The sequence below is a fragment of the Falseniella ignava CCUG 37419 genome (assembly GCF_000301055.1).
Taxonomy (GTDB): domain Bacteria; phylum Bacillota; class Bacilli; order Lactobacillales; family Aerococcaceae; genus Falseniella; species Falseniella ignava.
The window spans coordinates 126035-139457 of record NZ_JH932300.1; the positions used below are offsets into that span (position 1 = coordinate 126035).

General features: G+C 40.6%; 13 protein-coding genes. 9 read left to right on the forward strand and 4 right to left on the reverse strand.

Annotation, left to right across the window (positions count from 1 at the left end):
* Positions 1–153: 153 nt before the first annotated feature.
* The 4 genes from HMPREF9707_RS00650 (at position 154) to HMPREF9707_RS00665 (ending at position 3851) form a co-directional block, all read left to right on the forward strand.
* Positions 154–1287 (forward strand): acyl-CoA dehydrogenase family protein, encoded by a 1134-nt coding sequence (locus HMPREF9707_RS00650; protein WP_006700798.1) that lies wholly within the window; start codon positions 154–156, stop codon positions 1285–1287.
* A 43-nt stretch (positions 1288–1330) separates the two neighbouring features.
* A complete protein-coding gene (locus HMPREF9707_RS00655; protein WP_006700799.1) occupies positions 1331–2152 on the forward strand; it encodes a phosphate/phosphite/phosphonate ABC transporter substrate-binding protein in 822 nt (273 codons plus the stop codon).
* Positions 2153–2218: 66 nt separating this feature from the next.
* A complete protein-coding gene (locus tag HMPREF9707_RS00660; RefSeq protein WP_006700800.1) occupies positions 2219–3385 on the forward strand; it encodes a cobalamin-independent methionine synthase II family protein in 1167 nt (388 codons plus the stop codon).
* A 55-nt stretch (positions 3386–3440) separates the two neighbouring features.
* Positions 3441–3851 (forward strand): OsmC family protein, encoded by a 411-nt coding sequence (locus HMPREF9707_RS00665; RefSeq protein WP_040442783.1) that lies wholly within the window; start codon positions 3441–3443, stop codon positions 3849–3851.
* A 227-nt stretch (positions 3852–4078) separates the two neighbouring features.
* Here the strand turns inward: HMPREF9707_RS00665 and HMPREF9707_RS00670 are convergent, their stop codons facing one another.
* Both HMPREF9707_RS00670 and tyrS read right to left on the reverse strand, forming a co-directional pair.
* Positions 4079–4282, reverse strand: a complete 204-nt coding sequence (locus HMPREF9707_RS00670; protein WP_040442786.1) for an IS3 family transposase — start codon at positions 4280–4282, stop codon at positions 4079–4081.
* 193 nt (positions 4283–4475) lie between these two features.
* A complete protein-coding gene (gene tyrS, locus HMPREF9707_RS00675; RefSeq protein WP_006700802.1) occupies positions 4476–5747 on the reverse strand; it encodes a tyrosine--tRNA ligase in 1272 nt (423 codons plus the stop codon).
* A 293-nt stretch (positions 5748–6040) separates the two neighbouring features.
* On the opposite strand from tyrS, the gene HMPREF9707_RS00680 reads away from it, so the two are divergent.
* The 5 genes from HMPREF9707_RS00680 (at position 6041) to rsmA (ending at position 12039) form a co-directional block, all read left to right on the forward strand.
* Positions 6041–7621 (forward strand): C40 family peptidase, encoded by a 1581-nt coding sequence (locus HMPREF9707_RS00680; RefSeq protein WP_006700803.1) that lies wholly within the window; start codon positions 6041–6043, stop codon positions 7619–7621.
* A gap of 97 nt (positions 7622–7718) precedes the next feature.
* Positions 7719–9776, forward strand: a complete 2058-nt coding sequence (metG, locus tag HMPREF9707_RS00685; RefSeq protein WP_051007489.1) for a methionine--tRNA ligase — start codon at positions 7719–7721, stop codon at positions 9774–9776.
* Between the two features lie 25 nt (positions 9777–9801).
* Positions 9802–10587 carry a TatD family hydrolase gene (locus tag HMPREF9707_RS00690; RefSeq protein WP_040442788.1) on the forward strand — a complete coding sequence of 262 codons (786 nt, stop codon included), beginning with the start codon at positions 9802–9804 and terminating at the stop codon, positions 10585–10587.
* Positions 10587–11174: a ribonuclease M5 gene (gene rnmV, locus HMPREF9707_RS00695; protein WP_006700806.1), complete on the forward strand. Its 588-nt coding sequence runs from the start codon at positions 10587–10589 to the stop codon at positions 11172–11174. Before HMPREF9707_RS00690 ends, rnmV begins: the two co-directional genes overlap by 1 nt.
* Positions 11175–11211: 37 nt before the next feature.
* Entirely contained in the window at positions 11212–12039 is an 828-nt protein-coding gene (gene rsmA / locus HMPREF9707_RS00700) for a 16S rRNA (adenine(1518)-N(6)/adenine(1519)-N(6))-dimethyltransferase RsmA (protein WP_051007497.1), read from the forward strand.
* An 80-nt stretch (positions 12040–12119) separates the two neighbouring features.
* Here rsmA and HMPREF9707_RS00705 read toward each other — a convergent pair whose 3' ends face one another.
* Both HMPREF9707_RS00705 and HMPREF9707_RS00710 read right to left on the reverse strand, forming a co-directional pair.
* On the reverse strand, positions 12120–12695 hold the full coding sequence (locus tag HMPREF9707_RS00705; protein WP_006700808.1) for a hypothetical protein: 576 nt from the start codon (positions 12693–12695) through the stop codon (positions 12120–12122).
* Positions 12696–12751: 56 nt separating this feature from the next.
* On the reverse strand, positions 12752–13105 hold the full coding sequence (locus HMPREF9707_RS00710) for a hypothetical protein (protein WP_006700809.1): 354 nt from the start codon (positions 13103–13105) through the stop codon (positions 12752–12754).
* Positions 13106–13423: the final 318 nt, after the last annotated feature.

The window sequence follows — 13423 nt, forward strand, 5'->3', positions numbered from 1 at the left end:
AGGTGTACTCACTGACTAAGCACATCATTAAGATGGGCTTATTGAGCGTGCGTTTTAATTGTATTCTGATCATTTAATCAACTCGAAAAATATAATTGTCGTCAAGATGGCGGTAACACGGGTTACCAGGTATATCTAAAAGGAGCAGAAAAAATGACAGAATATTACGAACAAGCAGTTAAGTTTGCAGAAGAACATATTGCGCCAGTCGCGAGAGAATTGGATGAGAAAAAAGAATTCCCGATGGAAATCTTCAATAAACTCCATCAGGAAGGTTATCTCAAACTTCTTATTCCTACTGAAGACGGTGGTTTGGGAGGCGATATTTATGATCACTCTGAAATAATTCGGGCTTTTGCCATACATTCAGCTACAGTCGGCTTGACTTATATGATGCATAATGTGGCCCTGAATATTGTGTTAAATGCAGCCAAACCAGATATACGAGCTAAAATCGTTAAAGAAGTTCTCGAAGAAGGTAAAATCCTTGCTTTAGCTTACTCTGAATCTGGTTCTGGAGTAAACTTCTACTATCCAGATAAGACTCGCGCTGTTAAAGAGGGTGACCAATGGATTATTAATGGAGGTAAGAGTATGGTTACCTCCGCAACGGCAGCATCATACTACATGGTAATTGCTAAGACCGGGGAAGGAAAAGCGGATACCGATAACTTCATTGTACCACTGGCAACAGATGGTGTTACATTCAAGATGGAACGTTGGAATGGGATTGGCCTGAAAGCGAATGTCTCATGCCCAATGTATATGGAAGATGTCAAATTGAGTGAAGAATATCGAACAGGCGAAGAAAATTCAGGTATGGAACAAATCTTAACTCTAGTGGCGCCACTCTTTGTACAAGGATTAGCCGCTGTCTATAGTGGTCTTAATGTAGCGATTTCTAACGAAGCAATCTTCCATGCTAAAGATCGGACTTTCCCTGATGGAAGTACCTTAGCTAATGTGGATTCTATCAAACTTCACTTATCACGTATCTATAACTATGCCAACGCAGGGGTAAGCGCATGTAAGTGTTCTGCGCTAGCAGCCAGAGAAGGTGTTGCCGATGCACTACCTAAGATCCTCTCAGCCCGTGTGATTGCGATTGAGAATGTTGTTGAGTCAGGTCGCTTGGGTATGTTAATCGGTGGGGGACGGGCTTATAGTCAATTCCGTAACTTCTCACGTTATCTAGCCGACGGACTGGCTGGCCAAGTGATGGCACCAAGTGTCGATATCTTACATCAATGGATTGGTAGTGTCCTGACCGATCAACCGATTCCATAATCAGCGGTTGGAAGATAATTAGATGAACAAGGAGGAATATTTAATGACCAAAAAATTAAAAGTCGGTGCTGTTATTTATGACCCCAAAATTACGATTGTTTGGGATATGATTCGCAAATTCATCGAGGATAAGGATCAAGGGATCTTGATTGAACCGGTCTTCTTCGATGAATATCGCAGTCAGATTGATGCTTTGATCAAAAAAGAAATTGACGTGGCATGGAACTCACCACTAGCTAATCGGGAAGCGGAGCTACGTACTAAGGGTGATGTCAAATATGGGTTGATGCGGGATACCGACCGCGACTTGCATACCGTTTTAGTCGCTAAAAAAGATAGCGGCATCAAGTCTGTGGAAGATCTCAAGGGCCAAAAAATTGCCTTTGGTGCAATTGACTCACCTCAAGCGCGCTTAATTCCGATTCAATATCTACGTGAAAATGGTCTGGAATTCGGCAAAGACTATGAAGAAGTGCGCTATGATATTGGTGTGGGTCTGGACGGTGACCATACCGGGGGCGAACTCGATGCGATCAAGTCGGTTGAAGCTGGAGAGAATGTGGCTGGCTTCGCCATTGAAGGGAACTATCAAGCTTGGACCCGGGACGGAACAGTCGATGGTAATCAACTTGAAGTGATCGGCAAGACCAACTCCTTCGACCACTGCATCTTCACCGCTCATAACGAGGTGCCAGATGAAGATCTACAAGCCTTCAACGAAGTATTGATGTTAATGGACTACAACAAAGAAGAGGACAAGGAAATTCTCGACCTTGAAGGCTTGAAAGAATGGTTACCAGGGCGAACCACTAATTTCGAAGAGATCCGTAAAGCAGTCGATTACATGAACTTCTTTGAAAGCTAGAATCGTTCGTGGTCAAAAGACTCATCAAGAACGTGGCTAGTTGTCAAGGATGAAAGAGGTGTGTAGATGTTCGAAGTGTCGTTAATGGGGAGTATGCCCCGAGGACAAGAACTACTGAAAGCAAGGAGAGATTTGGCCAAGGAACGGATCACTCAAGCTGAGTATGACCAGATGATTCATACTGCCACCGAGGCGGTAGTGCGCCTGCAGGAGGCCTATGCGGTGGACTATATCACCAGTGGAGAATTGTCACGTGATAATTATGTCTCCTTCATTGCTGAGGCCTTAGGTGGGGTCAAGATGATGAGCATGAGTGATTTGCTACCTTATATCGAGGATAAGAAAGCTTATGAAGAGATGTTGTCGATTCTGGATGTGCCAGCCAATAGTATTAAGAATGCGATCTGTGTGGGACCGGTCAAGCGGCGGCAGCCCTTGGTAGGCGGCGAACTTGATCTGTTACATGAATTAACCGATCGTCCGAAGAAGATCACGCTGCCAGGCCCTTATCTGGTGACTCGTTCTATGTGGCTTAAGGGCTTATCCGATCAATACTATGATTCCAAAGAAGCCTTGGCGGTAGATGTGATTCAGGCCTTCAAGGAGGAGATTGCAGCCATTCAAGTTCGTGGTGTTGAGATTATCCAGTTTGATGAGCCGGTACTGACGGAAGTGGTCTTCTCACCGGGGAATACCAGGACCTTTATGTGTGCGTCACTATCTGAAAAGAAAGATCCGACAGAGGAACTTGAATTTGCCACCGGCTTGTTGCAAGCTGTCTTCCAGACGGTGGACCGAGCAAAATCTAAAGTCGGCTTACACGTCTGCCGGGGTAACTGGAGTAAGGATGAGACCATTCTTCTCACCGGTCCTTATACACCGCTGTTAGATTTATTTGAAGCAGTGGCGGCCGATATCTATTTTTTGGAGTACTCGACCGATCGTGCGGGTAGTCTGGGCTCGTTGTTTGAGGGGCATCAGCTGTTTGAGCGGGCCTCGCTAGGACTGGGTGTGATGAATCCGCGCCAGGATGAGACTGAATCGGCGGAGGCGATCATTGAGCGAGCGGAAGAGTTGTTGAACTACTTGCCAGCCGAACGTATTCTATTGAATCCTGATTGTGGCTTTGCGACCTTCGCCAAGAAGCCGGTGAATAGCTATCCTTATATCGAGGAAAAACTGGCGGTGCTTCAGAAAGTCAAAGAAGAATTGAGAGCAAGGTATGAAAGCTAAAAAGCCCGACGAGTCACTATATTATAATCTGTTTATGAGGGGAACATGTCCCAACTTGGATACAGTAAATGTATATACGGATCGACAAAATATTGAAGTGAACGAAGTAATATCTTTTGATATTGAATTTGAGCAGATTACGGCTATCTCTTATCTTCTTTCGAGCTTATTATCATCAACAATTATAACTGCTATTAAAGAATTAAAGCAGAATGATATTTTTTTAGATGAGATTGAAGGAACAGTCCAAGCTCAACTGACGAATCCATTGCGAATGATACCTGTAAGAGGTTATTCTGATCCAAGTCTGATTAAAGATATTAGAATAAAGCTATTTTATTATGCGGATACAGATGATTGTGAAAAAGTTAGCGTTTTAATGAGAAATGCTCAATTATTTAATCCTGTTTATCAATTAATTGATAAGGGACAAGAAATAAATTTAAATATCGAGTTTGTGTTGTAGAGTATATAATAATATTAAAAAGGGGAGAGTAATTGGAGAGGCATTCGAACATTAAATGGGAAACGATGCGCGAGGCTTTATTGGATACCACAATTCCTTATGTGATAAGTTTGATCATTTTTATAGTGACCTTTTTTAGAGGAGTTAGAGTGACCTCAAATAGTTGGACCAGAGAGATAGGCATAGTTTTATGCTTGTCTCTCTTTTTGTTTGTTTAAGGCTATTCCTTAAGCAGCCAGTGTTTCTCGATATTCAACTGGACTTAACCAACTTAACTTTTCCTTAATTCGCACCTCGTTATAGTAACGAATATAATCAATGATTGCTTGTTTTAATTCACCGTAACTTCGATAAACTTTTCCAGAATACAGCTCAATATACAGCCTTCGAAAAACGGATGTGGAACCCGCATTCGGAAATTTGAAGGCCAATTAGGGGTTCAACCGATTCCATGTAAGAGGGATTGATAAGGTTCATAATGAGATTGGGTTGGCATTAATGGCCACGAACTTGAGGAAGTTGGCGCTGATAATTGGAGTAAATAAAAAGGTCCAGAATTTTTATTCTTATCGAATAAAAATCTGGACTTTTTTGAGGACTTATCTTACAGCCTCTTATTGTTTTTTATTCAAAAGTTACGACGAAGTAGTTTTTCTTACCACGTCGAACAATAATATATTTTTCTCCAATCGCATCAGCTGGCGAAATTTCATAGTCTACGTCATCAATTACGCGACCATTGATTGAGATGGCACCATTTGATACGAACTCACGAGCTTGACGTCTTGAACTGACAATCCCTGTGTCGACTAACCAAACAGGTAAGTTGGCAGCTTCTTTGGTAGCTGTGAAAGAAGGTAAACTCGCGGCAGCAACCTTGATTTGTTCTGGGCTGAGTGATCCGACATCTCCAGTAAAGAAAGCCTCCGTAATATATTGTGCGTCCCTTAAAGCTTCTTCACTATGAACAAAGCGGGTTACCTCTTCTGCTAAGCGACGTTGAGCGACGCGAAGATGAGGGCGCTCTTTAATTTCTTCTTCAAGTTCTTCGATTTCTTCGTGGCTTAGGAATGTAAAGTATTTTAAGAATTTTACAATATCTTCGTCCTGCTGATTGTACCAGAATTGGTAAAACTCATATGGAGAAGTCATATCAGGGTCAAGCCAGATGGCGTTCCCTGCTGATTTTCCAAATTTAGTTCCGTCAGATTTTGTCATCAAAGGAATGGTCAATCCATACGCTTGTGTCTCAGAACCTTCCTTGCGACGGATAAAGTCAAGCCCAGAGGTAATATTTCCCCATTGGTCGGCCCCACCGATTTGAACTTGGATGTCATGGTGTGTTAATAAATAGTGGAAATCAATTGACTGTAGAATTTGGTAAGTAAATTCAGTATACGAAATACCATGCTCTAACCGACTGGCAACAACATCCTTAGCTAGCATTGTATTAACATTAAAATGCTTACCAAAATCGCGTAAGAAGTCGATAAGGCTAATCTTACCTAGCCAATCGTAGTTGTTCATAATACGAAATCCACTACTATCGACATCACCTTTTAAGAAGAGATGGTCCATTTGTTGGGTCAATCGATGTGCATTCTCCTTGACAACCTCAAAAGATTGTTGTGTACGTTCACTTGTACGGCCACTTGGGTCCCCAATCGATCCGGTAGCTCCTCCAATGACAATCATCGGATGATGTCCTGCAAGTTGGAATCGTTTAAGAATCATAAATGGAATTAAATGCCCAATATGCATCGAAGGCCCTGTCGGATCAACACCACAATAAATACCAATCGATTTTTGATCGATCAGTTCATGTAAGCCTTCTTCATCCGTTTGCTGGTTAATCGCACCACGCCATTTTAAATCATCTAAAATATTTTGTGTCATGTAGATTCTCCTAGTTTGATTTATTTATGTTTTATTATAGAAGTTGCTGTAAAGATAAACAAGCTGAAGTCAACTAATTCTTAAGAAATAGTTAAGAAAACCCTAAGGAAAAATTGCTATTTTACAGTATTATTACAAGTAAAATACGATTTGAATTTCTTGTTAAAATGGATCTGGATCTATGATACGATACATCTATCGTGGCGTGATAACGTTACTTGATAAACAATTTTTAAAATATAAATCAAACTTTTAATTAATAACTAATAATAAGAAAAAGGAGCCCGAAAATAATGACAGTATCATCGAAACGATTCGTTACTAAAGTTTTAGCTTCGGCATTAACGGTGGGGGCATTGAGTGGTCCAGTCGCAACATATGCGCAAGATTTTGATGCGCTCATTAACGATACCATCGTACAAATTGAAGGACTTTCAGCAACTCAAGCTGAATTACACCAAAAATTACAGACTGCATATCAAGAAATTGAAAAGATTCAAGGCGAGTCTGCTGAAATATCTAAGGCTATTGCTGAAGATACTCGTACTTTGAAAGAAATCGAAGAAGAGATTGCAGTACTTGAAGAAACAATTGCGAACCGCGAGCAACTTTTAGAAGAACAAGCACGTGCAGTTCAAGTATCGAATGGTTCAGCAAATTATTTAAATTATGTTGCTTCATCTAAGTCTGTTACAGATTTAGTTGGACGTGTCGATGTGATTAATCGCATGGTTTCAGCGAATAAAGATTTAATCCAATTACAAATTGCAGATAAAGAAGCCGTTGAAACAAAACATGCACAAGCGGTTGAAACTTTAGAAGCAAAAGAAGCAAAACAAAAAGAACTTGAAACAGCAAAAGTTGAGTTAGCGACACAAACTGCTTCACAAGAAGAAGCTTATAACCAATTAACGAATGATATTACCTTAGCAGCAGCACAACGCGATGCGCTAGTTGCTGAAAGAGAACAATATTTAGAACAACAACGTTTAGCTTATGAAGCGCAATTAGCACAAGAAGCAGCAGCAAATCAAGCTTCACTAGAAGCATCCGTTGCAGCGGCAAGTCAAGCGACTTCTGAAGCTGAATTACAAGCGCAATATAACCAAGCCCTTGCTGAAGCACAAGCACAAGATGCAGCGATTGCTCAAGCTCAAGCAGAAGCAGACCAAGCAGCAGCTGAAGCTGAACAAGCTAGAGCTTATGCACAACAAGCTGAAGCAGCTGCTCAAGAAGCAGAAGCAAATGTAGGCGTTGTACAAGAAGCGGCGCCAGAAACATTGACGCAAGAATCCGTTGAAGTAGAACAAGTGGATCCAGAAATGCCATGGGAACCTGTGGAAGAGACAGAAGCACCGGTTGAGGAAACTGAAGCTGTAGTTGAAGAAGTTGAAACAGAACAATCATGGACAGCTGTTACACCTGAAGAAGCTCAAGCTGCTCGTGAAGAAGCAGAACGTGCTAAAGCAGCAGCAGCCCAAGCTGAAGAAGCAAGTCAAGTTGCTCAAGCAAACGTTCAGTCACTGATTTCATTTGCTGAACAATTTATTGGAACACCTTATGTATGGGGTGGTAAAGAACCTGGTGGATTTGACTGTTCAGGCTATGTATACTACGTATTCCAACAAGTTTATGGCATCAACGTAGGTGGCTGGACTGGTGAACAACAAAATTCAGGAAGCCGCATCGGTGTCGGTGAAGCTCAAGCAGGAGACCTATACTTCTGGTCAAATGGCGAAGGAGCTCCATACCACGTAGCATTAGCAACAGGTAATGGTAACTACTTACACGCAGTAGACTTTGGACGTCCATTATCATATGGAACAGTAAGTGATTACTTCATGCCAAGTTTCGCTGTTCGTGTTAACAAATAATTAGAAAATTTACGCTAAAAGCTTTCTGAAAATTCAGAAAGCTTTTTTTGTTGTTAGCCGCTATCTCATCAGCTCAATGAATACTTTCTATGCTATAATGAGAGGGTACATTTATTTAAAAGGAGGACTCCGTGTGACTGAAACACAACCTACATATTATATTACGACACCAATCTATTACCCGAGTGGTCGTTTACATATCGGGAATACGTATTCAACGTTAGTCTGCGATGCAATGGCACGTTATAAACGCTTGATGAATTATGATGTTTATTTCTTAACGGGTATGGATGAACATGGTCAAAAAATCGAAGCGAAAGCCGAACAAGAAGGAATTCACCCGCAACAATATGTTGATGAAATGGCAGCATATATTAAAGACTTATGGGAAAAATTAGAAATTACCTACGATGGATTTATTCGAACAACTGATAAACAACACGTTGCAGCAGTGCAACAAATTTTTGAGAGATTACTTGAGCAAGGCGATATTTACTTAGGTGAATATTCAGGTTGGTACTCGGTTAGTGATGAGGAATTCTTTACAGTATCACAATTGATCGAAGTCTATCGTGATGAAGAGGGGAATGTGATTGGTGGCGTGGCTCCTTCTGGCCATGAAGTCAAACGGGTTCAAGAAGCGTCATATTTCTTTAAATTAAGTAAGTATGCTGATCGACTCGTAGAATACTATGAGGCACATCCAGACTTTTTAGTCCCTGCTTTTCGTAAAAATGAAATGATTAATAACTTTATTAAGCCGGGCCTCGAAGATTTAGCGGTTTCGCGAACAACGTTCTCATGGGGAGTGCCTGTTAAATCAAATCCAGAACACGTAGTCTATGTTTGGATTGACGCCTTATCAAACTATATTTCAGCGTTAGGTTATGGTTCAGAAGATACGCGTCTGTTTGACCATTATTGGCCGGCAGATGTGCATGTAATCGGTAAGGATATTTCACGTTTCCACATGATTTATTGGCCAGCGTTACTGATGGCTTTAGACTTACCATTACCGAAACAAATTTTTGCCCATGGCTGGTTAGTGATGAAAGACGGGAAGATGAGTAAATCAATGGGGAACGTCATCTATCCTGAGATGTTAATAGATCGTTACGGATTAGATGCGACACGTTATTTCTTATTACGTGAAATGAGTGGCGGAAATGATTCCGTCTTCACTCCGGAAGGATTTATTCAAACCTTAAATTCAGAATTATCAAATGATTTAGGAAACTTATTAAACCGTACGATTGCGATGATTAATAAGTATTTCGACGGTGAAATTCCAACCCATTCACTTGAAGAAACTGTGATCGATTCGAGTTACGAAGCCACAGTCCGAGAACTACTGGAAAAATATCATCAAGCGATGGATCAGATTGAAATTAGTGAAGCTTTAGATTGTGTAATGGCGATAGTTTCTCGCACGAATAAATATATCGATGAAACAGAGCCGTGGGTTCTGGCGAAAGATGAAGATCGTAAAGCAGAGTTAGCTTCGGTAATGTATCACCTAGCAGATAGCTTGCGTGTCGTGAGTCATTTATTACGTCCAGTGATACCGCATGCAGCTGAACAAATTTTAGAACAGCTCGGGTTAAGTGATCAGCTTGCTTTAGATTTAACGGAAGTCGAATTCAATCAACTGACCGCTGAACATCAAGTCGTCAAGAAAGGGCAACCACTCTTCCCACGTCTTGAGATGGAAGAAGAAATGGCTTTTATCCAAGAAATGATGCGTCCGAAGTTAGTCAATGCTCAACCTAAAGTTGACGACCCATCTTGGAACCCTGAAGAAGTTCAGTTAGCTTATGACGAAGTGGAACATGTCGAGTTTGATCAATTTATTCAAACTGAATTGAAAGTCGCCGAAGTAATGGATGTTGTCCCCGTCAAAGGTTCAAATAAATTATTACGATTTAGATTAGATGCTGGGGATGAGGGACACCGCCAAATTTTATCTGGCATTGCGAAATATTACCCTCAGCCAGACGAATTAATTGGAGAAAAGGTAGCGATTGTAGCGAACTTAAAACCACGTAAAATGATGGGATATATTAGCCAAGGGATGATTCTATCAACCGAAGCGAATGGCGAATTAAAGGTCGTTACCATCAGTTCAGAGGTTCCGAATGGCACACTACTCGGCTAGAGATTTAGTAGACAGAAAGGAAACTATGCAACGTTTATTTGATACGCATACCCACCTCAATGCGACAGCCTTTAAAGGGCAAGAGGATCAAATTATTCAACAAGCGCATGACCAAGGCGTCGGTTATTTCGCGGTCGTTGGATTTGACCGCGAAACTATTGAAAGAAGTCTAGCGTTAAGCGAGCGATACGATGAAGTGATCAGTGTTATTGGCTGGCATCCAACGGAAGCTTATTGCTACAATGGTGAAGTTGAACGGTGGATAGAGCAACAATTGGAACATCCAAAGGTAAAAATGTACGGTGAGATTGGTTTAGATTATCATTGGGATACCTCAACCAAAGCGGAACAGTGGCGTGTATTTCGACGCCAAATCGCCATCGCAAAAGAACATAATTTACCGATTACGATACATAACCGTGACGCGACAGACGATGTATACCAAATTCTTAAAGAAGAAGGGATTCCGGATGCGGGTGGGATTATGCATTCATTTGGCGAGGGAGTCGATGATGCGAAGCGATTTTTAGATCTTGGAATGCATCTAAGTTTTAGTGGTGTATTGACATTTAAAAAGACGGAGGAAGTCCGTCAGGCTGCCGCGATTGTTCCTGATCATCGACTGTTAATTGAAACCGATGCACCGTATTTAGCGCCTGAGCCAATGCGTGGGAAGCAAAACCAACCTGCATATGTGCGCTATGTTGCAGAGCGGTTAGCTCAAGTACGCCAAATGTCTTACGCTGATTTAGCAGCATTAACGACTCAAAATGCTTTTGAACTATTTCGCTGGAAAGGTGAGCAAAGTTAGTGGCTGAACAGTGGATTCCGCAAGAATTTATTGTGGTTGAAGGCCGGGATGATACGCGCCGATTAGTTGAGGTATTCGGTCCTGAAGTTAAGACGATTGAAACAGGGGGGTCAGCGATTGATGACTCCGTGCTCGATGAAATTGGCCGAGCACTTGAACAATCGGGCGCCATCGTATTGACCGACCCTGATTATCCAGGGGAACGGATTCGAGCAATAATTCGTCAAGCGTATCCAACCGTAAAGCATGCGCATCTTAGTCAACAACAAGCATTAAGCCATCGCAAGCATCAAAGTTTAGGTGTCGAACATGCTTCCGCTGAGAGTATCCGAGAGGCATTGGCGCAAGTTATGACACCCATAGAGATAAACTCACAGCAAGTTGCGTATATCCCGCTGGCTCAATTAATTGCATTTGGGCTCGTTGCGTCCTCAAGTGCGCAACGTCGACGCGATTATATTTCGAATTATTTCAGAATTGGACGTATGAATGGTAAGCAACTGCAAAAGCAACTCGCTCGTTATCAAATTACATTGGAGAAATTACAACAAGCGTTAGAAGAAGGTGAACATCTTGGAAGAATCTAAAGTCTATATTGCCAATCCTCGACGAACGGCAGAAATTATGAAGCAATACCAAATAAAAATGAAAAAAAGTTTAGGTCAAAACTTCTTAATGGATACGAATATTTTACGCAAGATGGTCACGACGGCAGCGTTAACGGATCAAACAACCGTCATTGAAATTGGCCCAGGGATTGGTGCGCTGACCGAATTTTTAGCGCTTCACAGTAAACAAGTTTATGCCTTTGAGATTGATCAACGATTTATTGCGATCTTAGAAGACACGTTGTCAGATTACGATAATGTTCAAATAGTTCATCGAGATATTTTAGAAGTGGATTTTAGCGCGGCAGAGTATCAAGACCTTCGCCAAGCGGAAGATTTAGTTGTAGTCGCTAACTTACCTTATTATATTACGACACCGATTATTATGGGATTAATCACCAGTGGGCTACCGTTCCGCAAGTTGGTCATGATGATGCAGAAGGAAGTCGCACAACGGATGATTGCGCAACCTCAAACGAAAGACTACGGATCTTTATCGATTGCGATTCAAAATACAATGGAAGCAGAATTATCATTTATCGTACCAAGAACGGTGTTTAATCCACCGCCGAATGTTGATTCTGCTGTTCTAACGTTAACCAGACGCATGTCGCCCCTTGTTCCAGTGGAAGATACCGCTGCGTTTGAACAATTTGTTCAAGTGTGCTTTACGCAACGAAGAAAAACACTTTGGAATAATTTGAGAAATTATTATGGTAAGGAACAGAGTGAATTTTTACAGACAGCGTTAGACAAGTCTCAAATTAATCCCAATCAACGTGCAGAAGAACTTACAATCGATGACTTCTATGCACTTTATCAAGCTTTTAATGCGCTCAATTAATGAGCAAGAAAAACACAGCCTGCTTTCGCCTATAAAGTGAAAGTGGCTGTGTTCTTTTTTAGAATAAAGAGTGATTGCACTTATTCTGCTTCTGTCATAAGTTCATATTCTGCTTCTTCAAAAGAATTCACCAATTTTTGGTCAACTTTTTTGAATTGGACTAAATCTTTTGAATAAAGTCGAATATCAAGAGCATCTTCGGTTTCATAATATTTAGGATGTGTAATTTTAACTTGGAGCTGTCCGCGGTCAACGAGTTGAAGATAGATACCACTTGATAAATCTTGAACTTCCTCAATCGCACGATAAACATCTTGTTTGGCATTGATTTGTTGAACAATTTCATAGAAGTTTGCATTCATTGCGTTGAGCTGAATCATCAACTCTTTTTCGTCTGGATCTTCTTCGGAAGGAAGACGTGAATAGAGCTCGTTATTCACATAATTTGCGAAAACAATCATATAATGTTCATAAGCTTCAGCATTTGGATTCATGGTTAATAAAGTATAATCATCCGCAATAACAATTTCACTAAAAGTGGCAGACTCATCTTGACTTTGATAAATTCGTTCTTCTTGAGCTTTAATCGGAATGACAGAGGTTAACAATAACAATACAATCATACACGATGACAACAACTGTTTAATCTTATTCATACCAACAACGCCTCCTTAGTTATTTTTGTGTAATAAAATATAGAACGGTTCAAAGATTATTCGTTTACAGATAAAATAGTCGGTTGAGGCTTAATTCTGCTTGGTCCCGGTGCGCCTCCTGATATGGGATAAACATATCCACTGTAATATGAGACGACTTGAATACCGGCTTTAGTATAATCTAAAGTTAGGTAACCATGATAATAGCCATCATTGTAATAGTATCTCGGTTGTTTGTAATTTATTACTGGATATTGATATTTCCAGATTCTATCACGTTGTTCAGTGATTTCTAGCACTGGACCGTGAGATACATCGTTATTTCCTGAAGTAGCATAAGCATTATTAACGGTATTTAAACAAAACAATATCGAACAACTACATAATACTTTTAAAAGATTTTTTCGCATGTTGAACATCCTTTCACTACTTATTTTATTAACAATTATAACCGTACAACTAAATATTCCATTACACTATATATAATATACATTGTTTTAAAAGCGATTACAAGATATTTTCAAAATAACGAATAGTCATTGACAGTGGCTACTTGCTCTTAGTGTAAAATAACTGTTGGTAAGCTAAAAGCAAAAAAGATAACCCTCTGCTATACTGTTAGTATCCAAAACACACAGAAAGTTAGAGGGTTATCCATGAATATTGTAACACAAGTTATGCAAGAAATTAGTAAAATGATGACAGATTTATATCATCAAGCGATTCAA